The organism is Gilliamella sp. X-46, assembly GCF_057063525.1.
This window is the reverse complement of record NZ_JBXSQH010000006.1, coordinates 45,910-71,830: the sequence shown is the minus strand read 5'-3', so window position 1 is coordinate 71,830 and position 25,921 is coordinate 45,910. Positions and strand designations below refer to the sequence as shown.

Annotated in this window: 23 protein-coding genes and 1 riboswitch; of the genes, 7 read left to right on the top strand and 16 right to left on the bottom strand. The window is 34.0% G+C overall.

Annotated elements, in window-relative coordinates; translation table 11 throughout:
• Positions 1-436 precede the first annotated feature (436 nt).
• The 3 genes from asmA to mltA form a co-directional block, all read right to left on the bottom strand.
• Positions 437-2,320, bottom strand: coding sequence for an outer membrane assembly protein AsmA (gene asmA, locus ACYIAJ_RS06335; RefSeq protein WP_483564488.1), 1,884 nt, complete (start codon positions 2,318-2,320; stop codon positions 437-439).
• Positions 2,321-2,352: 32 nt separating this feature from the next.
• Positions 2,353-2,934, bottom strand: a complete 582-nt coding sequence (dcd, locus tag ACYIAJ_RS06330; protein WP_483559184.1) for a dCTP deaminase — start codon at positions 2,932-2,934, stop codon at positions 2,353-2,355.
• 70 nt (positions 2,935-3,004) lie between these two features.
• Positions 3,005-4,093, bottom strand: a complete 1,089-nt coding sequence (gene mltA / locus ACYIAJ_RS06325) for a murein transglycosylase A (protein WP_483559182.1) — start codon at positions 4,091-4,093, stop codon at positions 3,005-3,007.
• Positions 4,094-4,272: 179 nt separating this feature from the next.
• Here mltA and cycA point away from each other — a divergent pair, with 179 nt between their 5' ends.
• On the top strand, positions 4,273-5,655 hold the full coding sequence (gene cycA / locus ACYIAJ_RS06320; RefSeq protein ID WP_483559228.1) for a D-serine/D-alanine/glycine transporter: 1,383 nt from the start codon (positions 4,273-4,275) through the stop codon (positions 5,653-5,655).
• A gap of 47 nt (positions 5,656-5,702) precedes the next feature.
• Here the strand turns inward: cycA and ACYIAJ_RS06315 are convergent, their stop codons facing one another.
• On the bottom strand, positions 5,703-6,728 hold the full coding sequence (locus ACYIAJ_RS06315; RefSeq protein WP_483559180.1) for a TerC/Alx family metal homeostasis membrane protein: 1,026 nt from the start codon (positions 6,726-6,728) through the stop codon (positions 5,703-5,705).
• A 179-nt stretch (positions 6,729-6,907) separates the two neighbouring features.
• Between ACYIAJ_RS06315 and dacB the strand changes: the two genes are divergently transcribed.
• On the top strand, positions 6,908-8,344 hold the full coding sequence (gene dacB, locus ACYIAJ_RS06310) for a serine-type D-Ala-D-Ala carboxypeptidase (protein ID WP_483559179.1): 1,437 nt from the start codon (positions 6,908-6,910) through the stop codon (positions 8,342-8,344).
• 79 nt (positions 8,345-8,423) lie between these two features.
• Here dacB and ACYIAJ_RS06305 read toward each other — a convergent pair whose 3' ends face one another.
• Together ACYIAJ_RS06305 and ACYIAJ_RS06300 are read right to left on the bottom strand one after the other, a co-directional pair.
• Entirely contained in the window at positions 8,424-10,259 is a 1,836-nt protein-coding gene (locus tag ACYIAJ_RS06305; RefSeq protein ID WP_483559178.1) for an ABC transporter ATP-binding protein, read from the bottom strand.
• Between the two features lie 250 nt (positions 10,260-10,509).
• On the bottom strand, positions 10,510-11,199 hold the full coding sequence (locus ACYIAJ_RS06300) for a LexA family transcriptional regulator (protein WP_160401940.1): 690 nt from the start codon (positions 11,197-11,199) through the stop codon (positions 10,510-10,512).
• A 583-nt stretch (positions 11,200-11,782) separates the two neighbouring features.
• On the opposite strand from ACYIAJ_RS06300, the gene ACYIAJ_RS06295 reads away from it, so the two are divergent.
• Complete coding sequence (locus ACYIAJ_RS06295; protein ID WP_065637331.1) at positions 11,783-11,959, top strand: Sec-independent protein translocase subunit TatA; 177 nt, start codon at positions 11,783-11,785, stop codon at positions 11,957-11,959.
• Positions 11,960-11,973: 14 nt separating this feature from the next.
• Positions 11,974-13,158, top strand: a complete 1,185-nt coding sequence (locus ACYIAJ_RS06290) for an FAD-dependent monooxygenase (protein WP_483564487.1) — start codon at positions 11,974-11,976, stop codon at positions 13,156-13,158.
• A gap of 43 nt (positions 13,159-13,201) precedes the next feature.
• On the opposite strand, the gene ACYIAJ_RS06285 is transcribed toward ACYIAJ_RS06290, so the two are convergent.
• From ACYIAJ_RS06285 to raiA, 4 genes are all read right to left on the bottom strand, one after another.
• Positions 13,202-14,383 (bottom strand): MFS transporter, encoded by a 1,182-nt coding sequence (locus ACYIAJ_RS06285; RefSeq protein WP_483559175.1) that lies wholly within the window; start codon positions 14,381-14,383, stop codon positions 13,202-13,204.
• A 68-nt stretch (positions 14,384-14,451) separates the two neighbouring features.
• Complete coding sequence (mutY, locus tag ACYIAJ_RS06280) at positions 14,452-15,495, bottom strand: A/G-specific adenine glycosylase (protein WP_483559224.1); 1,044 nt, start codon at positions 15,493-15,495, stop codon at positions 14,452-14,454.
• 5 nt (positions 15,496-15,500) lie between these two features.
• Positions 15,501-16,652: a bifunctional chorismate mutase/prephenate dehydratase gene (gene pheA / locus ACYIAJ_RS06275; protein ID WP_483559222.1), complete on the bottom strand. Its 1,152-nt coding sequence runs from the start codon at positions 16,650-16,652 to the stop codon at positions 15,501-15,503.
• Positions 16,653-16,752: 100 nt separating this feature from the next.
• Positions 16,753-17,085 (bottom strand): ribosome-associated translation inhibitor RaiA, encoded by a 333-nt coding sequence (gene raiA, locus ACYIAJ_RS06270; RefSeq protein WP_483559174.1) that lies wholly within the window; start codon positions 17,083-17,085, stop codon positions 16,753-16,755.
• 247 nt (positions 17,086-17,332) lie between these two features.
• On the opposite strand from raiA, the gene trmJ reads away from it, so the two are divergent.
• Positions 17,333-18,094: a tRNA (cytosine(32)/uridine(32)-2'-O)-methyltransferase TrmJ gene (trmJ, locus tag ACYIAJ_RS06265; protein ID WP_483559173.1), complete on the top strand. Its 762-nt coding sequence runs from the start codon at positions 17,333-17,335 to the stop codon at positions 18,092-18,094.
• Between the two features lie 99 nt (positions 18,095-18,193).
• Here trmJ and cysS read toward each other — a convergent pair whose 3' ends face one another.
• The 5 genes from cysS to mog form a co-directional block, all read right to left on the bottom strand.
• Entirely contained in the window at positions 18,194-19,585 is a 1,392-nt protein-coding gene (gene cysS / locus ACYIAJ_RS06260) for a cysteine--tRNA ligase (protein WP_483559172.1), read from the bottom strand.
• 172 nt (positions 19,586-19,757) lie between these two features.
• Complete coding sequence (locus ACYIAJ_RS06255) at positions 19,758-20,003, bottom strand: GlsB/YeaQ/YmgE family stress response membrane protein (RefSeq protein WP_483559170.1); 246 nt, start codon at positions 20,001-20,003, stop codon at positions 19,758-19,760.
• Positions 20,004-20,330: 327 nt separating this feature from the next.
• The gene (lysC, locus tag ACYIAJ_RS06250; protein WP_483559169.1) at positions 20,331-21,695 is read right to left on the bottom strand and encodes a lysine-sensitive aspartokinase 3; all 1,365 of its coding nucleotides are present in this window, start codon (positions 21,693-21,695) and stop codon (positions 20,331-20,333) included.
• A 75-nt stretch (positions 21,696-21,770) separates the two neighbouring features.
• Positions 21,771-21,944, bottom strand: a riboswitch (Lysine riboswitch).
• Positions 21,945-22,051: 107 nt separating this feature from the next.
• Positions 22,052-22,510 carry a transcriptional regulator ArgR gene (gene argR / locus ACYIAJ_RS06245; RefSeq protein ID WP_483559168.1) on the bottom strand — a complete coding sequence of 153 codons (459 nt, stop codon included), beginning with the start codon at positions 22,508-22,510 and terminating at the stop codon, positions 22,052-22,054.
• A gap of 163 nt (positions 22,511-22,673) precedes the next feature.
• Positions 22,674-23,252 (bottom strand): molybdopterin adenylyltransferase, encoded by a 579-nt coding sequence (gene mog, locus ACYIAJ_RS06240; RefSeq protein ID WP_483559166.1) that lies wholly within the window; start codon positions 23,250-23,252, stop codon positions 22,674-22,676.
• A 222-nt stretch (positions 23,253-23,474) separates the two neighbouring features.
• Here mog and ACYIAJ_RS06235 point away from each other — a divergent pair, with 222 nt between their 5' ends.
• Positions 23,475-24,413 carry an ABC transporter ATP-binding protein gene (locus ACYIAJ_RS06235; RefSeq protein WP_483559164.1) on the top strand — a complete coding sequence of 313 codons (939 nt, stop codon included), beginning with the start codon at positions 23,475-23,477 and terminating at the stop codon, positions 24,411-24,413.
• Positions 24,413-25,183, top strand: a complete 771-nt coding sequence (locus ACYIAJ_RS06230) for an ABC transporter permease (RefSeq protein ID WP_483559163.1) — start codon at positions 24,413-24,415, stop codon at positions 25,181-25,183. The genes ACYIAJ_RS06235 and ACYIAJ_RS06230 overlap by 1 nt, the downstream gene beginning before the upstream one ends.
• Positions 25,184-25,239: 56 nt before the next feature.
• Here ACYIAJ_RS06230 and ACYIAJ_RS06225 read toward each other — a convergent pair whose 3' ends face one another.
• On the bottom strand, positions 25,240-25,878 hold the full coding sequence (locus ACYIAJ_RS06225) for a bifunctional 4-hydroxy-2-oxoglutarate aldolase/2-dehydro-3-deoxy-phosphogluconate aldolase (RefSeq protein ID WP_483559161.1): 639 nt from the start codon (positions 25,876-25,878) through the stop codon (positions 25,240-25,242).
• Between the last annotated feature and the right edge of the window lie 43 nt (positions 25,879-25,921).

The window sequence follows — 25,921 nt, the reverse complement described above, 5'->3', positions numbered from 1 at the left end:
AGTTGTGGTTGCTCATAATAAGTAATTTTTTTAAAAGAGTGAATAAAAAATTAAATAAAATCAATTATTTTTCTGACTTGTTTTTATCGGGTATAGGTGATGATTGAGTTTGGTGCGGTTGGGGTTAGAGCGTTTGAGCTTTTTGGGAACAGTTTTGTTGTTGTTTATTAAAAATGCCAAAAAAGCAATTTACCAATATAGTTTTGTGCATGTTTGCTGGTTTTTATGCCAAAAAATATCATTAAAGTTATAAAACAGAGTCAGTAGTTCACAAATAAATTCAAAATTGATGACTTTAATTTTAAGGACAAAACGATTTTGGAAGATATTGTTCTTTTTTTCTGTTGTCCATGGTGTGAGTTTTTTTCTTTAACAATTAAACCAAAAGCTCGCTAAAAGCAAGCTTTTGGTTAGTGAGCAATTTGGTTTTTTATTATTACTTTTTGAGCAATCCATCTAATATATCAATGGCTTTGGATTTAGATTTCGAGTGTTCTTTAGCATCACGGTTTTCTAATTTATCACGAAGTTTGTCTAACCGCTCTTGTAATTTATCACTTAGCATATCGGTGATTAATTTACCCATATCTATTTGGTAACGAAGATTAGCAAATTGTCCATAAATACGTAATGGTATTGTCAATTTTTGCAGTTTTCCAATGGTTTCACTTTTTCCGTTCCAGCCGCCAAACATTTTTAAACTCAAATTAATATCTAAATCTCGCTTTAATATCCCAACTCTTCCTGAACCATCAATGATATCAAGTGTCTCAGAATTCGCACTTAATGTAGAAAATTCCAAATTGCCTTGTTTCAAGTAGGTATTGGTCGAAATTTTATGAAATTGGGTATATTTTTCTTGATTTTCAGGTGTTATGACATCTTTCGAATATTGTGCCGCTGCATTTTGGATAATACTTTGAATATTAAGATTTTTGAGTTTTGCATTGGTTACAACAATATCTAGATTACCTTGTAAGTTGGCTAACAGTTTGGAACTCGATAAACTGTTACTTTCTAAATCTCCAGTAGCGTTAAATAAACCATCTAGATCGTTTTCGGTATCTATCTGACTGAAAAATGTATTTAAATTAATATTTGCTATTTTAGTATTAAGTTTGATTAGCGTATTTTTTTGTTTGCCATTTGCCACACCAGTTGCATCTATATGGCCTTTAGCAAAATCTAAACTAATATTTTTAAATATTGCAATACCGTCATTATTAACTATATTAACTTCAATATTATTTAATGTGATTTTATTAGCATTGAGCTGTTTGATATTCAATTTAGCTTTAGCATTAAAAGTATTTAGAAAGCTTAATTCATTATCGCTCTTTGTGACATTTGATACTACGGGTGAAGTTTGTTGGATAGTTGTCTTTTCTTTCGATTTTTCATCTATTTCTAAAAATGAAGTAAGGTCGATTTTTTCTGAATTTAACTGTAAATCTATATCCGGTTTATTTGCTAAATCGGCGTTGATAGTACCGGTAAAATGATTCTCATTAACTGAAAAAGATAAATTTTGACTGTTTAATAACATTGGGGTTTGTTGGTAGTTAAATACACCATTAATACTACCTTTTAGCTCTTTTGCTGAATTAGTAACGCCCTTATAGGTAAAATCTAACTTTTTTAAATCGACTGTAGTTTGTTCTGGAAATTGATTTAAATCAACAGAAGCGTTAGCTACATAATATATATCTTGTTGATTTTTATCTATGTTTCCTTTTAAGTTGATAGAGACATTTTTATCTTTATTTTGTTCTATCACTAAATTAATATTTCTAAAGTTAATAAGATCATCACTATGTTGCAATACCACAGTGCTATCAGCAATTTCAAACTTATTTAGGTTAAATTCCCAATTAGATGAACTTTTTTGAGCCTTTAAATCAGTAGGCTTATCATCATTGATAGTATTCGAGGAAATTTTAACTTTATTCTTTGCAATATTTCCTTTACTTTCATCGGTAATGTTGATGATCGCTGATTTTATAAATACATTTTTAACTGATAATTTTTTTGAAAAAAGAGGCAGTAATTCAACATCCAGTCTCATGTTATCTGCAGTTAAAATGGGTTTTTCAGAGCCATTATCGGATAGTTTTACTGAGTCGGTTAAAATACTCACTTGTGGCCATATGTGCCAGCGCAAATTACCTTCAATAGATAATTCATAGCCTGTTTTATTTTTTACTGTATTGGAAATAAACCCACGAAAATTGTTAGGATCGACAAAAACAATAAGAGAAACAATACTAATTGTGATAACTAAAATTAAGATAAGTAAAGTAACCAATATTTTTTTGATCATATTAATATTCCTTTTTTAAGGTTATAAACCGTTTAGTCTTTATCAATACGACTGGCGACAGCTCCATGTTGGTCTTTATATTTAGCATCTTGTCTTCGGTTATATGGCCTTTCAGCAGGTCCTGTTAGTGTTTCAAAACTGAGCGCGCCGATGGTCATTCCTGGTCTAAGTGCTAATGGAATTTTTCCTGAATTGTAAAATTCTAATACAATTTGTCCTTGCCAACCGGGATCGATTCGATGGGCTGTAACGTGAACCATAAGTCCTAGTCTTGCAAGCGATGAACGCCCATCTAACCACCCAACCAAATCATCAGGAATAGTGACTGATTCTAATGTTACCGCTAATGCTAATTCACCCGGATGTAAGTAAAAGGCATCACCTTCCGGTAATATCATTTCTTCACTCATCACACGTTCTAGTACTGCCGATACTTCTTCTTTAGGTCCGCTTAAATCTATATAAGGTGTAGTATGTTCTCGAAACGTTCGAAATTGGTTACCTAATCTAACATCAACGGTTGCACCATTAATACAGCTCGCTGCCGGTTGTGGCGTTATTTTTAATTTACCATTTTGTAAATACGCTTCAATATCTCGGTCGCATAATCTCATGGGTGATCCTTAATTCAACTCGTATTGCGTTATTCTAACAGGTTCTTCTAATGGCGTCGATGTTAGTCGTTTAAGGCTTAATCACCCATGCACGGCCATAGTGGTTATAATAACCAGCTAATTTACCTGCTTTATCTCCAATACCGAGATAAAGGTCAAAATGATGCCCTTTAATTGCACCACCTACATCAAGTGCAACCATTAAACGAGTCTCTCTTCTACCGCGATATTGTCCATCATTATCAAGTAGAGGAACATCAACTAATACCACCGAACCAATTGGTATTAGTGATTTATCAGAGGCGACAGATGCATTAGCAACTAAAGGTACTGCAGCAGCGCCTTTTACTTCAGCATTATGTTGTGGTTTAAAAAAAACAAATGAGCGGTTTTGAATTAATAATTCTTTCAGTTTTTTTTCACTTTTATTTTTGGCCCAATCTTTGATAGCTTGTATCGACATTTTTTCTTTTTCGATTTCACCTTGTTCTACTAGTAATCTTCCAATGCTTGAATAACCATGGCCATTTTTGCCACCATAGCAGAAGAAGACTAAAGGAGAACCATCTTCGAAATCAATATAAGCACTGCCTTGTACTTCCATGATGAAGTTATCCATCAAAGAGTTACTATAAGCGATTTCAAGCCCTTTCCCTGACAATGCTCCATTATAAATTTGTTCACGGCTTGGTAATCTTCCTTTTGTTGTTTTAGGCGGCATTTTATAAATGGGGTATTTGAATTCTGCAGTTGGTGTATGTCTTGCTTTAATCACGGGAGTGTAATAACCTGTTAAATGCACGTTACCATAGCCATCTTGCCCAGCCATTTCATAGCTATTTAATCCGACTTTTTTAAATTCACTGGTGCCTAATGAACGGTTAATCCAAGCGTCGATAGCTTTATATATATGTTCATTTTTTTGATATAAAGATGGTGATATTTCTTTAATTTTTGAAACTTGGATAATATAGTCAGAAATGTTAATAGGCGAGGGCAGTTGTGGATGGCTGATGTTGAGAGGTAATGGTAATTTTCCATCTCTATATTGTTGTCCTTCATTTTTGTTGCTTTGACAACCGCTTAATAGCGATAACATAATAAAAAAGCATAAAGCATAAAAGCGATAGTAATGGCTGTTTTCTTTCATCTTAGTCATTAATTATAATCAGTTATAAAACATATAATGCTATGCTACAAGATTCTATTATAAGAAACTACAGTTAATTATTAAGAATCTATAAAAAGTTTTCATAACGATTCAGCTTGCGCTTTTATTTTATAGACTTTATAGTCCTATATTCTTAGAAAATCGAGAAATTGTGAAAACAAAAGGAAATAATAGCGATGAGCATTACATCCTCAAAGCATGATCTAAAGCGAAACCTTTCTAACCGTCATATTCAATTAATTGCAATTAGTGGTGCAATTGGTACTGGCTTATTTATGGGCTCGGGAAAGACAATTAGTCTTGCTGGACCTTCTATTATTTTTGTGTATATGATTATTGGTTTTATTCTTTTTTTTGTTATGCGTGCGATGGGTGAAATCCTTCTTTCTAATTTGAAATACAAGTCTTTTAGTGATTTTTCCAACGACCTTCTAGGTCCTTGGGCCGGATTTTTTACTGGTTGGACTTATTGGTTTTGCTGGGTGGTTACAGGAATTGCAGATGTTATTGCAATTGCTGGATATGCGCAACATTGGTTTCCTGAACTACAATCTTGGATACCAATGTTATTGACGGTTATCTTGCTATTAACTTTAAATCTATTAACTGTAAAAATGTTTGGTGAGACAGAGTTTTGGTTTTCAATGATTAAGATTGTTGCAATTTTAGCACTGATTGGTATTGGACTAATTCTTATTATAACTGCTTTCCATTCCGAACAAACAGATACCACAGCTACATTTTCGAATCTATGGGAGTACGGCGGCTTTTTTCCTCATGGTACTATGGGCTTTTTTGCTGGATTTCAAATTGCTATTTTTGCTTTCGTGGGAATTGAATTAGTTGGTACAACGGCTGCAGAAACAGTCGATCCGAGCAAAAATTTACCTCGTGCTATTAACTCTGTGCCAGCACGTATTATCTTTTTCTATGTTTTTGCTTTAATCATTATTATGAGTGTCACACCTTGGACGTTAATTTCTCCAAATAAAAGCCCATTTGTTGAATTATTTACTTTAATTGGTTTACCTGCAGCTGCAAGTATTATTAATTTCGTAGTACTTACATCAGCTGCATCTTCCGCTAATAGCGGTATTTACTCAACAAGCCGAATGCTATTTGGACTTGCTAAAAAACAAGATGCGCCAGAGCCTTTTGGCAAATTATCAAGTCGTTCAGTACCGGCTAATGGTTTAGTGTTTTCGTGTGCTTGTTTATTTGGTGGTGTAGTTTTGATTTACTTAGTGCCTAATGTCATGGAAGCCTTTACCATAGTAACTACAATTTCAGCTATTTTATTTATGTTTATTTGGTCGATGATTCTTATTTCTTATATTGCTTATCGTCGTAAAAAAGTAAACTTGCATGAACAATCTCAATTTAAAATGCCCGGTGGTATTTTGATGTGTGTTGTCTGTTTAGCTTTTTTTGCTTTCATGATTGTGTTACTTACTTTCGAGGCAGATACCCGCCAAGCATTAGTGGCAACACCTATTTGGTTTGTTATTTTATGTGTGAGCTATTTTATTCGCTCTTTAAAACGCCAATAAATATAAACCCAAAATGGCAGGTAATCCTGCCAATATCGTTATTGCAATTATTGAGATTTATTCTTTTCTGGCCATATAATACTTGCAATAATCCCCAAAGCTAGTATGCCTAAAACGATATAAAGACTTGTGGTTGGAGCTATATCAATACCATACCCCCATAGGTGGTTGCTTGCATTTAAAACCAATTTTCCGGCAATAAAAAAGAGTAAACAGATAACTGCTTTACCAAGATGAGCTAAATACTGTTTCATGGCTTGTAAAATAAAGTACATCGTTCTAAGTCCTAAAATAGCAAAGATCATAGCACTATAGACGATTAATGGTTCTTGGCTGACAGCGATTACTGCAGGAACTGAATCAAAAGCAAACATAATGTCACTTAGTTCGATTACAATAATACATAGAAACAGCGGTGTAGCATAAAAAGTACTTTTAGGTATTGTATCCACTAAATTTTTGTTTTCAGGTTTTGCAAGCTCTGTATCAAGTTGTTTCTGAGACAATAAAAAGTGATGGCCGACAATTTTGGGATAAGATGGACAAATACGTTTGGCTATGCGAAAAGCAAAGTGATTTGAATAATCTTTGATATCTTGGTCATTGTCTTGATTTTTTAACATCATGATTCCTGTGCAAGCAACTAAGATCGAAAATACAAATTCCATCCAAGGCCCCAAATATAGCAAACCTGTACCAATTACCACAAATAAGGCACGAAATATAATAGCGCCAATAACTCCCCAATAAAGTAGGCGATGTCGATAATTATTTGGTACTGCAAACCACGAAAAAATAGCCATAATCACAAACAAATTATCAACCGATAATGCTTTTTCAAGGACATAACCTGTAATAAATAAACTGGCTATAGCACTGCCATGATGAAGGTACAAATATAGTGCAAACACCAATGCAACGATTATCCAAAATAGTGACCAAACAATGGCATTGCTTAAACTAATTGGTTTATCGTTGTGGTGAGCATATAAATCAATAATAATTGCGGCCAAGGCTAGTCCAATAAATACCAATATAGTTTCTATTGGAAAGCCTAATGAATCTTGAATCATAATTATATTACCTAATATTAGCTATATGGAGTGAATTTTGCGTTTTGGTTATATTGAATTATTCAATAGATCGTAATTATAAAAGTGGTTGAGTATATATTGCTAGCTAAATCAAAAAAAGTTATATTTGCAACTTACATTTAACTGTTTTAAGTTAATACAATTTTGAGCTAAAATTCATGACAAAATTTAAAGTAATTATTTTATTTCTTCTTCCTTTTTTTACTGGATTATTGCATGCACTTTCGGTAGAGCCTTATATATCTTCTTTGCCTAAAGGAAGTGATTTATCTATTTTGGTCCAGTCTGTAGAAAGTAAACCTAAGACTTTAGCAAAATATAAAAGTGATCAGTTTAAACAGCCTGCAAGTACTCAAAAGGTTATAACTGCTTTAGCCGCAGAGCTTGAATTAGGACGTGATTTCCGATTTATAACTCGTATGCAAACCAATGGTTCAATAAGTAATAAACAGTTAAGTGGTGATCTTATTATTCAATTAAGTGGAGATCCAACATTTACCCGAGAAAAATTAAAAAATATGATTGTTGAACTGCGTAAAAAAGGTATTGAAAAAATTGCAGGAAATGTGATTTTAGATACTTCAATATTTACCAGTCATGATAAAGCTGAGGGATGGGCGTGGAATAATTTAACAGCTTGTTACAGTGCTCCGCCATCGGCAGCGATTATTGATGATAATTGTTTCTATGCAACAGTGATGCCAGGTAAAGTAGGGGGGCAAGCCACAATATCTACGTCGTCTAACATTCCTGTCTTGGTGACGGGAAATGTGAAAACCATAGCTAAAAATAGTAAAGATCTCAATGATAAGTATTGTGAATTAGATGTTACCTATTCAGATAAAAACCGTTACCATCTATCGGGATGCATTGCTGCAAGCTCGGATAAAACAGCGTTAAAGTTTGCGGTAATTAATGGGGTGGAGTATTTTTCTACTATTTTAAAAAATGAGCTCAAACAGCAAAAAATAACGTATACAGGTTCACTTTTAGAACGTAATCAAAGGACTAATGTTCAGTTGACTTTGTTAGCATCTAGCCAATCAGAACCGCTTTCTGAGCTATTAACGGTGATGCTTAAAAAATCAAATAATTTATATGCAGATGCAATTTTTAGAACGTTAGGTGCTCATTATTATAATGTTCAAGGTACATGGCGTAATGGTGGCGATGCTGTTAAGCAAATTTTACGCAAAAAAGCAGGGATAAATTTAGAGAACTTAGTTATTGTTGATGGTTCTGGATTATCTCGATTGAACTTAGTAAGTGCTGACAAGTTAATGGAAATTTTACAATATATTTCAGCTAATAATGCGCAATTAAGAATTATTGAAATGCTACCAATTGCAGGCGTTGATGGTACTTTGCTAAATCGTAAGAGCTTTAATCAAGCACCTTTTAAAGAAACAATACTGGCCAAAACAGGTTATATTCAAGGTTGCTATAATTTGGCTGGATTTATCCAAAAATCCGATGGCAAGTATGTGGCTTTCGTGCAGTTATTATCAGGTTATCACGCTGATAATCAAAGCGAACCCCAAAATAGTGCCATTATGCGTTTTGAATCGGAATTTTATAAAAACTTTATTCAATAATAATTTCCTAAGAAGGACACATAAGTTTTATCTAAAATAAATATGTGTCCTAAAAATTATTTAACGGTAAAGCATAAAATTAAATATTAGCCGCTAAGAATCCGCCGCTTTGATGTTTCCAAAGCTGTGCATATAATCCATTTTTCATGAGTAATTCTTGGTGTGTTCCTTGTTCGATGATTTTTCCCTGATCTAGTACGACTAATCTATCCATTGCTGCAATGGTTGATAGCCGATGAGCAATGGCAATAACGGTTTTACCCTCCATTAAAGTGTATAAACTTTCTTGGATTGCTTGTTCAATTTCAGAATCCAGCGCACTTGTTGCTTCATCTAATAATAAAATAGGAGCATTTTTTAGGATAACGCGAGCAATTGCAATACGTTGTCTTTGGCCGCCAGATAATTTTATGCCTCGCTCACCAACAAATGCGTCATATCCAGTTCTACCCCTTGCATCAATGAGGGTTTGAATAAAATTGTCTGCATGTGCTTTTTGGGCTGCTTCAATCATTTGTTTTTCAGTAGCGTGATTGTTACCATAAAGCAAGTTTTCTCGAACTGTTCGATGCAATAATGAAGTATCTTGTGTCACCATACCAATTTGAGCTCGTAGGCTTTCTTGGCTAACAGCCGTAATATCTTGACCATCAATGACAATCTTGCCACTTTGTAAATCGTAAAAGCGAAGTAATAAATTGATAAGTGTTGATTTACCTGCCCCAGAACGACCAACTAATCCGATTTTTTCACCAGACTTAATTGTTAAATCAAAATTTTCAATGACTGAATGACGTTGCTTTTCGTCATACGCAAAATAAATGTGTTTAAATTCGATTTTTCCTTGAGTAACAGTGAGTGATGTTGCATTGGGTTGATCAACAACTGTTTTAGTTGCTGAAAAAGTATTAATACCATCTTTAACAACCCCAATATTTTCAAATAGGGCGGCCATTTCCCACATAATCCAGTGTGAAAAACCATTTAAACGAAGTGCAACAGCTGTTGTTGTTGCAATTGCACCAACACCAATGAATTGATTTATCCATAACCACAATGCAACGCCTGTTGTGCTTAACACTAATAAAATAGACAATAAATGATTAACAATTTCAAAACTACTGACTAGACGCATTTGTTTGTTAACAGTAACTAAAAAATCATCCATTGATTCTTGCGCATATTTTGCTTCATTGCCTGCATGAGAAAATAGTTTTACTGTCATAATGTTGGTATAGGCATCGGTCACTCTTCCTGTCATCGTAGAACGAGCATTAGCCTGCATACTAGCCACTTTACTTAATCGGGGAATAAAATAATACATGGCAATTCCATAAATCAGACACCAACACATAAATGGCATTAATAACCAAATATCTAATTGGCCGATGATTGTTGCCATAGTAATAAACGAGATTATGACATAGATGAAAATATCCGCCACTAAGAAACACGTATCGCGAACCGCTAGTGCTGTTTGCATGACTTTTGCTGATATTCTTCCAGCAAATTCATCTTGAAAAAAGCGCATACTTTGGTTAAGTACTAACCTATGTAGATTCCAGCGCATTCGCATCGGAAAATTTCCTGCTAGGCACTGATGTTTAATAATAGTTTGTAATCCAATAATAATTGTACTGGATAGGATAATTAAGGTTAATAGTATTAATGTTGTTTTTTCTTGTTGCCAAAATTTGCTAGGTTCAACAATCGAAAGCCAATCAATAACTTTACCGAGGGCTGAGTATAAAAAGGCTTCAAAAGCTCCACCTAACGCGCTAAAAATAATTAATAGTAGTAAAAATAAACGAGTTCCTTTAGTTGATTGCCATATGAAACTAAAAAAATTTTTAGCCATAGGACGAGGTTCATCTGTCGGATAAGATGACACTAATTTTTCAAAAAATCGATACATGTTAGGCCTAGTTAATAATAAGATTATTTATTGATAATATTATAAATAATATAGAAAAAATGGGGTAATGCAAATAACTACAAATTATTTTTGCACTAATATGCTACATGAAATTTAAAAAACATGAGTTAACTATTTAACTGTTATTATTTAAGTTATAAGCATCATAGAAATTAGGAGGGAATAAAATGTTTAATATTCCCTCGTTTTTGATTATATCTTGAGAGTTAATATATAGCGATTAAAGACATTAATAAATATCTTTAATGATAAGTACAACACGACCAACAATATGATATTTATGAAAGTCTGCTTTTGGTACTTCAATTGTAGGGTGTTGGCTATTGTTACAAATTAACAGCCACCCATCGAGAGTTAAACGTACCTTTCTTAAGAAAGTAATATCTTCATATTCAATTAAATAGATTGCTCCATCAACGATGTCACTCACTTCAGTGTTAAGGATTAGACCGTTATTATTTTTTATTTCTGGTGACATTAAATCACCTTTGGCCCAATATATAATTAATTTTTTAGCATCTAAACCACGGTGTTTAACCCAACCTTCAATAATAGGATAATTCATTACCGGAGGGGTTTCTCTAACAAAACGTTCTTTTTGTGCTTCTTCTTTTGTTGGTAGCTGTTTTTTATAAACAGGAATACGATAAATATTTTCATTGTAAACATCTTCATCATTTTTGGAGTCTACAAATTCTAGTCTATGTCCCGTAGCAAGCCAATTAAAAGAAACATTACATTTTTCAGCAATGACTTCTAAGCGTGTCAGTGATGGGTATGTTTTCCCCGATAAATAATCTCGGATTACCGTTTCTGACATATCACATTTTTTAGCGAAAGCAGAAACAGATAAACCTTGCATTGAGCTATGTAATCTATCTTTGAAAGTTTTAACATTATTATTTTTAATTGTATTCATCTTTGACTCATTATTTCTTGCATAAGTTGATTGATTATAGTGTATTTTAAAATAATTTTGTATAAATCCATAATATAGGAAATTAATGGAATTCTTTTTATTTTTATATTAATTTGTTTTCTTATTGCATATTTTTGTTTATGGAAAATGGTTTAAAAAAACACAAATTAATTTTTTTCTGTTTTTAATTTGTGTTTTTTCTGTAAAAATTGTTTATTTTAATGTTTATATTTGTTTTTTCAATCTAATTTTGATATTGATCAAGTGTCACCTTTCTATTTATTTGTTTGTTTTATTTTGATTTGTTGTTTTATTGTTATGTTATGGATAAGTAAATTAAAAAAATAAAAACGTTGACTAGTGCGAAAAAAAACGGATAATAAGAAGGGTAAGGATTTTTCATTGTTTTCTTTCCTTATATTCCTTATATTTCATGTTGGCCTGTATAGTTTTATACAGGTCTTTTTTTTGTTCTTGAACTATTCATGAAATCCCATCATAAAAAGAGTATAATAATATGCTATAAAATCTGTTTTAAGGCCTATCCTAAATAGAGACTTGTATTTATTGAGAGGAGTTTATTATGTCTTTTAGTATTCCACATCTTTTAGTGTTTCTTGCTGTAGTTATTTTATTATTTGGTACCAAAAAATTACGTAATTTAGGTTCAGATCTTGGTTCAGCATTGAAAGGCTTTAAAAAAGCGATGAATGATGACGAAGTGGAATCAAAAAATGATGATAAGTTAGATAATAAATAGATGTAATTATTGGTATGAATATTCAATTTGATGTGGCAATTGTAGGTGGAGGGTTAGTGGGGTTAGCGACAGCCTGCGCACTTAGTCAATATGCACTAAACATTGCAATTATAGATGCTAAAATTCATCGGCATGCATCATTGTCACATAGTGAAATAGGTATTAGAGCCTCAGCTATTAATGGCGCAAGCCAACGGTATTTTTCGCAAATCGGTATATGGGATGATCTGTGCGCAAGTCAACGTGTACAAGAATTTACCGAAATAGGTGTATGGGAAAAATATGGTCAAGCTCATTTGTCTGCTCATGCCAAAGATTATGACTATCCTAATCTTGGATATATAATCGAAAATAATGTGATTTCTCATTATCTTTACCAATATGCTTTAAATTGCTCCAATATTAATATTTTTGGTTGTGAAGCCATTGATTGTACATTTAATGATGATTTTGCCTTTTTGACGCTTGCTGATAAAACTGTTTTACAATCTAAATTAATGATAGGTGCTGATGGTGCTCACTCTTGGGTGCGTAGATGCGAAAATATTTCTGTTTTTGAGCGCGATTATATTCATCATGCTCTTATTACAACTGTTGAAACTGAGTATCCACATCAATCTTGTGCTAGACAAATGTTTTATCCAAATGGGATTATCGCTTTTCTTCCTCTTTGGGATGAATATAAAAGTTGCTTAGTTTGGTCGACTAAACCTGATAATGCAGCAATGTTGTCCTCGCTTTGTGAATCTGAATTTTCAAATGAATTATTAGCGTTAACGGGTGATAAGGTAGGCAAATGCAAATTAATTAACCCGCGCATGGTATTTCCATTAAAAGCGCGTTTTGCAAAACAATTTGTTAAACACCGCCTAGTACTTATTGGTGATGCTGCGCACACGATTCATCCTTTAGCTGGACAAGGTGTAAATTTAGGTTTTCAAGACTCAGCTTTATTAGTTTCGGCCATTAAAAAATCACTTGATACACAAAAAGATATTGGACTTGTAAATAATTTGAAGTCATTTGAGTTTAACCGTCGTAAAGATACGTTAGTTATGTTAACAGCCATGCGAACTATTCAAGATATGTTTAATGGTGATAATGTGCTGAAAAAGACATTAAGAACCATTGGTATGAATGCTATTAATCATAGCTCATTATTAAAAAAACAATTGATCAAATATGCTATGCATATTTGATCTAGGTTGACATTTTATTACTGTGATTTTTGTCAAAAAGTTTCTAATAGGAATGCGTTTTAGTATAAAAAAGCCAGCAAATGATACCTAATATTGCCAAAGACGTGCTTGCAATGATTATCGCTATCCATCCGTAATGACTAAATAAATAGGTCGAACCCACAGATCCTAGCATTCCGCCAATAAAATAACATACCATATAACCTGTATTCATTCGGCTGCGTGCTTCGGGCCTAATTTGATAAATGGCATTCATACTTGAGACGTGGGTAACTTGTACGGCAAAATCTAATAAAATCACGCCAATAATTAAGGCATAAATTGAATATTGGGCTAACGAGAGTGGCAACCAAGATAACAGTAATAAGCATAACCCAATAGTGGTTGCAATAAAACCTTTGCCTTTGTCTGACAATTTTCCTACTATTGGTGATCCCATTGCCCCAGCCGCACCAGCAAGTCCAAATAAGCCAATAATAAAATCAGAATAGTGGTATGGTGCATTAGTTAACAAAAAGGCAAGCGGTGTCCATAATAGTGAAAATAGTGCAAATGATATAATGGCTAATAGTGAACGAATTCTAAGTATTGGTTCTTGTTTATATAATAAAGCAATCGACCATAACAGCTTAAAATAATTAATGTTAATATCACTACGGTAACTAGGTAGAGAAATCCAGAGTAATAGCGTCACAATGGTCATCATACCTGTTGCAATCCAATACACGTCATGCCAATCAGCAATTGTTGAAATGATACCAGCAAAGGTTCTACCTAATAAAATACCTAGTAGCATACCGCTCATTAACATGCCCACAATTTTACCACGATGCTCTGGTTTTGATAGCGTAGCGGCAAAAGGAATTAAAACTTGAGCTACCGTTGAAAATAGCCCTGTCATAGCTGTGCCTATGATAAGCATCCATATATTTTGAGATAAAGCGCTTACCATAAGTCCACAAGTGGATAATATCATTAAAATAATAATCAGCCTTTTACGCTCCAATTTATCGCCAAGTGGTGCGATAAAAAGTAAGCCAACAGCATAACTAAATTGCGCAGCCATAATGATTGATCCTGCATTTTCTACTTTTATATGCAGATCATGTGTAATCGAATGTAATAGCGGCTGCGCATAATAATTGCTGGCAATAGTAATACCAATAGCAAATGCCATTAAAAAGACTAAGTAGCTAGATAAACTTTGATGTGGTTTGCTTTGCATAATAGAATATCATTAAAAATAATCGGTAATTATATACGAAAAATAACCTAGATACTGATAAAGAGGCGTTAATAAGTTGTTTGTTTTAATAAGTTATAAATAGGAGCTGCTAGTCCTATTTTGGCATTGTCAGATTTGAGGTTATACCAATAGCCACAAGATTCATCCCAACATTTTTTATATTTAGTGATAACACAATGGATAGGAATAATATCTAAGTGAAAATGGCTAAATGTGTGGCGAAAGGCAATGAGTTGCTTTGGCTTGGTTGTTTCAATTCCGTATTTTTTTAACCAGTCAGTTAACGCTTGTTTACTTGAAAACTGAGGTAAACAATATAGCCCTCCCCAAATGCCAGACGCTGGTCTTTTTTCGAGCCAAATAGCTTTATGATATTCAAGCATTAAAAAATAGGCTATTTTTTCAGGAATAGTATTTTTAGGTTTTTTTGTTGGGTATTTTTGCCAACTTTCAGTTTTATAGGCAAGGCAATGATTATGTAAAGGACATAAAGTGCATTTAGGTTTAGAGCGAGTACAAACTGTTGCTCCAATATCCATCATGGCTTGATTAAATTTTGCAACATCATTTTTTGGTGTAACTCGCTCACTCAATTGCCAGAGCCTATTTTCAACAGTTTTAATACCAGGCCAGCCTTCAACTGCAAAATATCGGGTTAAAACACGTTTTACATTGCCATCTAAAATGGGATAATGCTGATTTTGTGAAAGTGATAAAATTGCCCCAGCAGTTGAACGCCCTACGCCGGGTAGAGCAATGACATCGTCAAATTGTGTTGGGAATTCACTATTAAACTTTTCAGCAATCATTTGGGCTGCTTTATGTAAGTTACGTGCCCTTGCATAATAGCCAAGACCTGTCCAAAGGTGCAATACATCATCTATTGAAGCTTTTGCTAGGTCAGTTACCTTGGGAAATTGTTCAATAAAACGGTTAAAGTAAGGGATAACAGTTGCAACTTGAGTTTGTTGCAACATGACTTCTGATAACCAAACATGATAAGGGCTTTTTTCGATTTGCCAAGGTAGCGATTTTCTACCGTACTGTTCATACCAGTTAAGTACCGCTTGTGAAAAATGTTGCATTGTCATAGTCATTACATTACCGCAACAATTGAATCACTTGGATAGCATCCGAGCACCTTAGTATATAGCGTCATTGATGCTAGTTCTTTGAGTGCTGTTTGCATTTCATAAGAATGGATGTTGCCTTGCAAATCAATATAAAACATTTCTTCCCATGGTGTACCATGAATTGGACGCGACTCAAGTTTAGTCATGACGATATTATGATTACGTAATACTAATAGGGCATCAACTAAAGCACCTGCTTGTTGACCAGTCTTCATTAAAATTGTGGTTTTAGCTGGAATTTGATCCGAAACCTCAATCGGCTGGCGTGCCAACACAATAAAACGCGTAATATTGTCTTTTTGATTAGCAAAATTATGTTCAAGGACTTGCAGTCCATATAATTCACCGCCATCTTTATTACCCATTGCTGCAACATTAGGTTGATTCAATTTAACAACAGTTTCCATTGCTGATGAAGTACTGTCGCAATATACAATCTTCCAATGAGGGTAGTTTTCTAGGAAGTTACTGCATTGCTGGAATGGTTGTGGATGACTATAAATAGTATTAATTTGCTCAAGTTGTGAATTTGGTATAGCGAGAACGCAATGATCGATAGGTAAAGAAAGCTCACCAATAATGTGCAAATTGGTTTTTTGCAATAAATCATAAACCTCATTAATCGAGCCTGAGCTAGAATTTTCTATTGGTAAAATGCCATAATCTACCGCACCATTTTCGACTTGCTCAAAAATATTTTTAAAGGTTGAACAGCCTAATTCAATCATTTCATCTAAGTGAGTGCTAGCATAGCGGCGAGCAGCTGAATGCGAATAAGATCCTTTGGGACCTAAAAAGGCAACTTTGGCAGTGGCACTAGTACCGTGATTAAGCTTTTCTTGTAATATTTTTTGTTGTAATAGTACAGAATCTTCGATAATTAATTGATATAAGCGTTTTATGAACACATCATCAAGATGATAATTTTTCCCCTGATTGATTAAGGACTTTATAAGTAAACGCTCACGCTCAATATCACGTACAGGAATGTCTGCTTCAATTTTAGTATGAATTACTTGCGTCGAGAGTCTGCGACGTTCAGCAATAAGTTCTAACAACGTTTTATCTAGTTTATTAATCTTATCTCGTAAAGGTAATAAAGGGTTTGCAGTCATTTTCATTAGATATTTAAAAAAAGATAGTTTGTATTATAACAAGCAAAAAAATAAAGGCACCATTAAAGTGCCTTTTTATTAAATTGAGAAAATAAATTAATTAAATTTCCTCTTCTAATACTGCATCTTTTATGCTGCTAGCTGCACGGCGAGCTTCCCCTTTATGTTGCAGCTTATTAAGTTGTTTTTCAAGTTTATCAATAAGATCATTAATTGCAGCATACATGTCAATATGTTTGGCAGATGCAACTAATGGTGTTCCTTTGGTAGCTATTGTTGCATCAACAATAAATCCATCTGGTTCTTTGGATAAAATAAAATGAGGATTGATTAGATGTGCTCTCCATTTATCTAACTTCGAAAACTTATCTTCTAGATAGCTACGAATGGCAGGGGTAATATCCATTTGTTTACTGGTAATACTTAACGCCATAGTTGACCTCCGTTTTTTTCTCAATAAATCTAACCTTTTTAAAGATTGCTATCATTACATTGGCAAATTATTTTAGATTCGTCAATAAGATATTCGTTATTAATTACATTTTTGTGAATTTAATTTAAAAATAGATTCTATTAATTAGTTATTGCATAACAGTGGGACTGAAACTGATTTTACTATAATTTTAATATATACTGTATCAATAAGTATTTAGTGTATTGTACGTTATAAGATTTTTTTAATGAATGAGGATAATGTGAGTTATTTAGATAATATAAAGATTGTTTTGGTCGAAACATCTCATACAGGTAATATGGGCTCTGCTGCAAGAGCAATGAAAACCATGGGATTAACGAATCTTTGTTTAGTTAATCCAGTCATCAAGCCTGATTCTCAATCAATTTCGCTAGCGGCAGGTGCGAGTGATATTATTAAAAATGCGCAAATTTTTTCGTCACTTGAACAAGCGATTGCCGACTGTACTCTAGTGATTGGCACTAGCGCCCGCTCTCGTAGTTTGCAATGGCCACATTTAACCCCAAAGACATGTGGTGATAAGATTATTCAAGAAGCAACTAATGCCAGCGCTAAGGTTGCTTTGGTCTTTGGTCGCGAGCGAGTCGGTTTAACCAATGAAGAATTGCAAAAGTGCCATTATCATGTTGGCATTCCTGCTAATCCTGATTATAGTTCTTTAAACCTTGCCATGTCGGTGCAAGTTTTGTGTTATGAAATTCGTATGTCAATGTTAAATCTTGAAAATAACATATCAGAGCAAAAAAATGCGAATCTGTCCGAAACTGAATTTCCTATTGATGCCGATATAGAGCGTTTTTACCAGCATTTAGAACAAACTTTATTACACACAGGCTTTATTAATGTCAACCATCCGGGGCAAATTATGGGACGTTTGCGAAGATTGTTTACGCGCGCACGCATTGAACAACAGGAACTGAATATTTTGCGTGGTATTTTAACTTCGATTGATAAAACGTTACGATGATCACAAATAGAAACACCCGCAGAATTGTGGGTGTTATTTTTAATTGACACTTTTAGTGCGTTATTTTATTTATTCATCAAAATTTTGATTTTGAGAATATCAACTTTTTTTGCGCCATGTTGTTCCATTCGCGCCATCTTCAAGCACAATATTCATTGCATTTAATTTGTCGCGAGCTTCGTCGGCTTGTGCCCAATTTTTACTTACTCTGGCTTCATTGCGTTGTTTTATTAATGCCTCAACTAATGCAACATCAACATCATCTTGCTGATCACCTTGTAAAAATTTAATGGGATCTTGCTCTAATAATCCAAGTACAGCGGATAAATAACGTAATTCAGCAGCTAATTCATTAGCAAGTGACATATTATTATCAGCTTTGGCTTTATTAATTTCACGAGCTAAATCAAAAAGAGTTGAATAAGCTTCTGGCGTATTAAAGTCATCATCCATTGCATCACAAAATTGGCGATAATAATTGCTGTCAGGCGTCATGTGTGGATGAGTTGGATCGGTGCCTCGTAGGGCTGTATAGAGTCTCTCTAGTGCTATTCTCGCTTGCTTTAAATTTTCTTCGCTATAATTGAGTTGGCTACGATAATGGCCTGATAGTAAAAAATAACGCACTGTTTCGGCATCATAATGTTTTAGTACATCGCGAATTGTGAAAAAATTATTGAGTGATTTTGACATTTTTTCTTGGTCTATCATAACCATGCCTGAATGCATCCAATAATTGACATATTGACCATTATGCGCACAGGTTGATTGGGCAATTTCATTTTCATGATGTGGAAACATTAAATCAGAACCGCCACCATGAATATCGAAATGATTACCTAACTGATAACTATTCATCGCCGAACATTCAATGTGCCAACCTGGGCGACCTTTACCCCATGGCGAATCCCAACTTGGTTCATTCGGTTTTGACATTTTCCATAACACAAAATCCATTGGATTACGTTTAACATCAACCACATCAACACGAGCGCCAGCTTGTAGCTGTTCTAAATTTTGTCGCGATAAAATACCATAATTCGGATCATTGTCTACTGAAAACATTACATCGCCATTATCGGCAATATAAGCGTGATTTTTGGTAATTAATTTTTCAACTAATTGGATGATTTGCTGCATGTGATGAGTAGCACGTGGTTCTATATCAGGGCGTTTTATATTCAGTGCATCAAAATCTGCATACATTTCTTGTAGCATTCGATCGGTAAGTTGATCGCAACTCTCGCCGTTTTCGAGTGCACGTTTGATGATTTTGTCATCAACATCAGTAATATTACGCACATAAGTTAAATCATAACCTAAAAAACGTAAATAACGTGCAATAACATCGAATGCAACAAAAGTACGCCCATGACCAATATGGCAAAGATCGTAAATTGTCACACCACAAACATATAGTCCAACTTTATTCGGGATAATAGACTGAAAGATTTCCTTTTCTCGGGTTAATGTATTGAATATTTTTAACATTATAATCTACAAGTTGAAATTGATTGGTTTAAGTAAATAATATAACAAAATTCTGGATATGACGAAATTACTTATTACGAACTTTGAACTAAAAAGGATGATATATCTAATTGCATAAAACTTAAGCGTTATTTAAATTGGCGGGAAAACCGCCAATTTAATAGGAAATAAATTATTTTTTTATGTGGCGAAAAATATAAATGAGTATAATCGAACCAAGTACTGATATTAACAAACTAGGGAAGTTAAATCCTGTAACACTACCCCAACCAAAGAAAGTACTAATATAGCCTCCCACTAAAGCACCTGCAATGCCTAATAAAATTGTTTTAATTACACCTACACTTCCTAATGGCATAAAAAACTTGGCAATCCAGCCGGCAATTAATCCTAGAATTATCCAACTTATAATACCCATGGTAATTTCCTCTTGTTATTGAAATTAATTTTAGTTTACTCAAATTAATTAAAAAATCTAACAGAAGTTGATGTTCAATTTAATAGTTTTAATCGATTAATTAAGAGTAATAAATCATATTCAAAATATAGTAATAACTAATTATAATAAAGAAGTAAGATGGTTTAATCTAAATGTTAATGTTATGAATACAAAGTTAAAAAATTATTGATTCATTAATAATATTTTATAATCATTTTTAATGAAAGTTAATTTATTTTAAAGTGACTGTCTAAATATTAAAATTTGTTTTGATTGAAGAAGGGAGCGCTAATCTCCCTTTTAATATTATGATTCAAAAATTGTTTTATGCAGAATTTTAATAATTGATTCTGCGTCATTGCTTTTTGCTAATAGGCAAAGATTGTGAGTACTTGCCCCATAACAGCAAAGTCTAATAATAAAGTCATTTAATACACCAAACACTTCTTTTGTTATACCTTGTGTTGAAGTTAGGTTATTTCCAATAATAGCAATTAGAGCTAAATCTTCTTCAACTGTGACATGACACACTGTTGACAGCTCATCAAATAATGCTTTCGTTAATAAACTGTTACCATTGGTGTTAGTGCCTGTTGTATCGATAGTTAATGCAATACTAACTTCTGATGTTGTGACTAAATCAACTGAAATATTATGTTTGGCTAATATCGTAAACACATTAGCTAGAAAACCTTGAGCATGTAGCATATTTAAACTAGTAAGTGTTAACAATGTTTGTTTACGACGTAGTGCTAACGCTCTAAATACTGGTAATTTAGATGTAATGCTATTAGTGTTGTAAACAATAGTTCCTCCTTCTTGAGGTGCTTTACTTGAACCAACAAAAACAGGGATATTGCTACGTACTGCTGGTACTAGTGTTGCAGGGTGTAGTACCTTTGCGCCAAACGTTGCCATTTCAGTTGCTTCAGCAAAAGATATTTCATCAATGCGTTTAGCTGCTGGCGTAATGCGAGGATCGTTAGTATAAATTCCTGCAACATCAGTCCAAATGTCAATTTGAGTTGCATTTAATGCTTCACCTAATAACGCTGCGGTATAATCGCTGCCCCCACGGCCTAAAGTGGTGGTTTTGCCTGAACTTTCACTACCGATAAATCCTTGTGTTACAACGATGCTATGACTGTTTAGTGATTTTAAATGCGCACAGCAAAGCTGTTTAATATCTTCAATTTTAGGTGTGGCTTTACCAAATTTATCATCGGTGCGCATAACTTTACGGACGTCAAACCATATGGCATTTTTTTGTTTTTCTTTCAATATTTCGACAAACAGTTTTGAAGACATAATTTCACCGTGGCTAACTAGCTCATCAGTTAATGCTGGTGATGTAGCTAAACTTGCGGCTTCAGACAAAGACGCTATATTAGCAATGATTTTGTCAATTTCAGTTCGTAGTTCAGGATTTTCAGGTAATTGTTCTAAGATGTTGTATTGGATCGATTGAATTTTTGCAATATGTTGAGATCGAACATCGGCATCACGTCCTTCTGCTAATGCGACTAACAAATTTGTTACGCCAGCAGATGCCGATAGTACCACAACTTTTACGTTAGGATTAGTTATTACAATATTGGCACTATTTACCATTGAAGGGTAATCAGCAACGCTAGTACCACCAAATTTAGCAATTACAAATGATGTTTCCATGGATTCCTCATATTAAAAATTTTTATTTTTAACAGAGTTAGAGCGGGTGTGTCCTATTTACAATTAAAAAAGTACAAACCCTGAAGTGCTCCACCTGTTAAGGTGACAACCCAAGGGATTCAGCCCTTGCAGTCGATTTGATAGCTTCTGGATAGGCAATCAAACCTCGGCATTACATCCCCTCAATCATTTATTAATGATTCCAGTACCTAAAATGATTTACCTGAGTAATGCGCCTCTTCGTTTTGCAACTTCTGTAACGAAGTCAGCGTTATATAAGATTAACTATTTTATTAATTGTGTCAACAGGTTAAATGTTAAAAATTATTAGGTGTAATATGGGGAAATTGCAACCACTATAATTCTCGTTCAAACAATTCGATAATGGTTTGATACAATTTTTTTACTGTACACTCTTTAGTTGGTGTACTAAAAATTGTATCATCACCTGCAATTGAACCTAAAATACCTTCAGATTTACCAATTGAGTCGAGTAACCGAGCAATGAGTTGGGCTGCACCAGGGCTGGTGTGTATCACCACCATTGAACTATTAAAATCGATATCAATCACTAAGTTTTTTAATGGGCTACTTGTAGTTGGTACGCTGATTTCAGCAGGTAAGCAATAGACCATTTCGGATTTTGCATTTCGAGTTCTTACTGCGCCAAATTTGGTTAGCATACGTGAAACTTTTGATTGATTGATATTATCAAAACCTTGTTCTTGTAGCGCTTGTACGATTTCTACTTGCGAACTAAACTTCTCTTGAAGAAGCATCTCTTTAAAAGTTTTAGTGAGATTAGCTTGTCTCATAATGTTCCTTGGCTTTTATTTTGTTACTGTCTTTTTCTAATACATGAAGTTATAACACTTATAATAAAATTTTCTTGCTATTTAAACAAAAATAACTCCAGTCATTTTAAAAGTATTAGCAGTAATTACTGTATAAATAATTATGCATTAAATTTGCATAAAATTAAAGTTTTGATTTAATTGCATCTTTAGGGCGAAAAGATTTAACTATTTGATCATGAGTTTCAATGTAAGGGCCTTCTAATAGTTGTATACAATAGGGAATGCTGGCAAAGATACCATTAACAATTACATTTCCTTGATTGTCTTTAAGTCCTTCAAGTGTTTCTTTGATTGATTTTGGTCTGCCAGGTAGGTTTATGATTAAACACTTTTTACGAATAACACCAACTTGTCTTGATAAAATTGCAGTTGGTACAAAATGTAAGCTGATTTGACGCATTTGCTCTCCATATCCTGGCATCACCCGATCAGAGATGGCAAGTGTCGCATCAGGTGTTACGTCTCTAATTGCAGGACCAGTACCTCCGGTGGTTAAAATTAAATGGCAATGTAGATTATCCACAAGCTCACATAATGTTCGTTCAATGACAGCTTGCTCATCAGGAATAATACGATTTTCGGTTGTAAAAGGCGTTTTCAATGCGGTTTGTAACCATGAAACTAATGATGGAATGCCTTCATCTTGGTAAACGCCACTTGAAGCTCTATCTGATACTGAAACTAACCCAATTTTAAACATGCTACTTATTCCTTCAACGATAAAGGCACACAGCTTGAAACTTAAAACTACACTGTTTGTGCTCAATCAATAATAATATGCGTTATGATCTTGCAATTATAATTTATTCTCATTGATATAAATAAAATTAAAAAGACCCTTACATTGATTGATTATATTGTCAATTGATTTAACATGATATCATATTATTTAAATAGCAATTGATTCACTTAGGATACATTCATGTCATCAATTCCTGCACTTGAGCTAATATCGCTCAAAAAAATCTATAAAAATGGTATAGAAGCATTAAAAGGTATCGATTTAACTGTACAGGCCGGCGATTTTTATGCCTTGCTGGGGCCAAATGGTGCTGGAAAGTCAACAACTATAGGTATTATTAGCTCATTAGTCACCAAAACATCCGGACAAGTTAAGATTTTCGGTTATGATTTAGATAAAGATGTTGTCAATGCTAAAAGACAATTAGGGCTTGTGCCACAAGAATTTAATTTTAATCAATTTGAAGAAGTGCTACAAATAGTTACTAATCAAGGTGGCTATTATGGATTGCCTCGAAAGCTTGCATTAGAGCGTGCTGAAAAGTATTTGCGAATTTTAGATTTATGGGACAAACGCCACAGTCGAGCTAGCATGTTATCTGGTGGCATGAAAAGGCGATTAATGATAGCCAGAGCGCTTGTGCATGAGCCTAAATTATTAATTCTTGATGAACCAACCGCAGGTGTTGATATTGAATTACGCCGTTCTATGTGGGATTTTTTACGTGAAATCAATCGGCAGGGTATCACAATTATTTTAACCACCCATTATTTAGAAGAAGCCGAAATGCTATGTCGAAATATCGGTATTATTCAGAGAGGTCAATTGATTGCGAATTCTTCAATGCGTGCTCTATTGGCTAAAAGCCAATCTGAAACCATTGTTATTGATTATGTCCCTACATCTGAGCCAATTAAATTACGAGGCTACAATTATTCTGATGTTGAAGCCGGAATGTTAGAAGTCAAAGTAGATAAGCAACATGGGTTAAACCAATTATTTGAACAACTAAATCAACAAAGTATTAAAGTGATCAGCGTACGAAATAAAGCAAATCGGTTAGAAGAGTTATTTGTTGATCTATTGCACAATGATACTAAACAAAAAGGTGATATTTGATGAATAATTTATATTGGATTGCCTTAAAAAGTATTTGGCGTAAAGAAGTGACACGATTTTTAAGAATTTGGGTTCAAACGCTAATTCCACCAGTAATTACAATGTCTCTTTATTTTATCATCTTTGGTAATTTAATTGGCTCTCGTGTTGGTGAAATGGGGGGATTTAGCTATATGGCATTTATTGTGCCGGGATTAATTATGATGTCCGTTATTACCAATTCTTATACCAATGTTTGTTCATCCTTTTTTAGCGCTAAATTTCAACATAACATTGAAGAATTATTGGTAGCGCCTGTACCCACGCATATTCTTATTTTGGGATATGTTGGTGGTGGCGTGATGCGCGGTATTTTAACTGGTATTTTAGTGACGATCGTATCACTATTTTTTGTTCGTTATGAAGTGCATTCTTGGTTATTTGTTGTTTGTACATTACTATTGACCTCAATTCTGTTTTCATTAGCTGGTTTATTAAATGCGGTATTTGCCAAGACATTTGATGATATAAGCATTATTCCAACATTTGTATTAACACCATTAACTTATCTTGGAGGTGTTTTCTATTCCATTACTATGCTACCAGACTTTTGGCAGTGGATTTCAAAAATTAATCCAATCGTTTATATGATTAACGGTTTTCGTTATGGATTTTTGGGCGTGACAGACGTGCCGTTATGGATCACGTTTTCAATGCTGATTTTGTTTGTTACCGTACTGTATGTAATTGCATGGCGACTTATTGAAAGTGGGCGAGGGTTAAGAAGTTAAGAAGTATTGACAACGAGTGGTTAACCGCCGATATTATATCGGCGGAATAATAGCAGTTATTGTGCACCAGCAACAGCTTGTTTTGTCATTTCCGTAATTTTAGCAAAATCTCCTTTTGCAATTGCATCGGTTGGAATAAACCAAGTGCCACCGACGCAAAGTACATTATCAAGCGCAAGGTAATCGCGATAGTTTTTCGGGTTTACTCCCCCCGTAGGACAGAACTTCATATATCCACAAGGGCCAGCAAAAGCTTTTAATGCTGCAACGCCACCATTGATTTCAGCTGGGAAGAATTTTAGTGCCGTTAGACCATATTCTTGTGCTGTTAATAGTTCAGAAATAGTTGCAATACCAGGAATAACAGGGATAGGACCTTCAACCGCAGCTTTTAAAATAGCGTCAGTAATACCAGGAGTGATGACAAATTCAACGCCAGCTTCGGTGACTTGTTTTAGTTGTTCAACAGTTGTCACTGTTCCTGCACCAACCACAGCTTCAGGAACTTCTTTGATGATTTTCTTTATTGCGTCAATTGCACAAGCTGTTCGTAACGTCACCTCTAGTACTTTTACTCCACCAGCAATGAGCGCTTTGGCTAGCGGTACAGCATCTTCAATACGTTCAATCACAATAACCGGAACAACAGGTCCCATGGTTAAAATTTCTTCAGCACTTTTTTTCCAATTTTTCATTTATATCTACCCATACCTTATTGATACTTAAATATAGCAATAA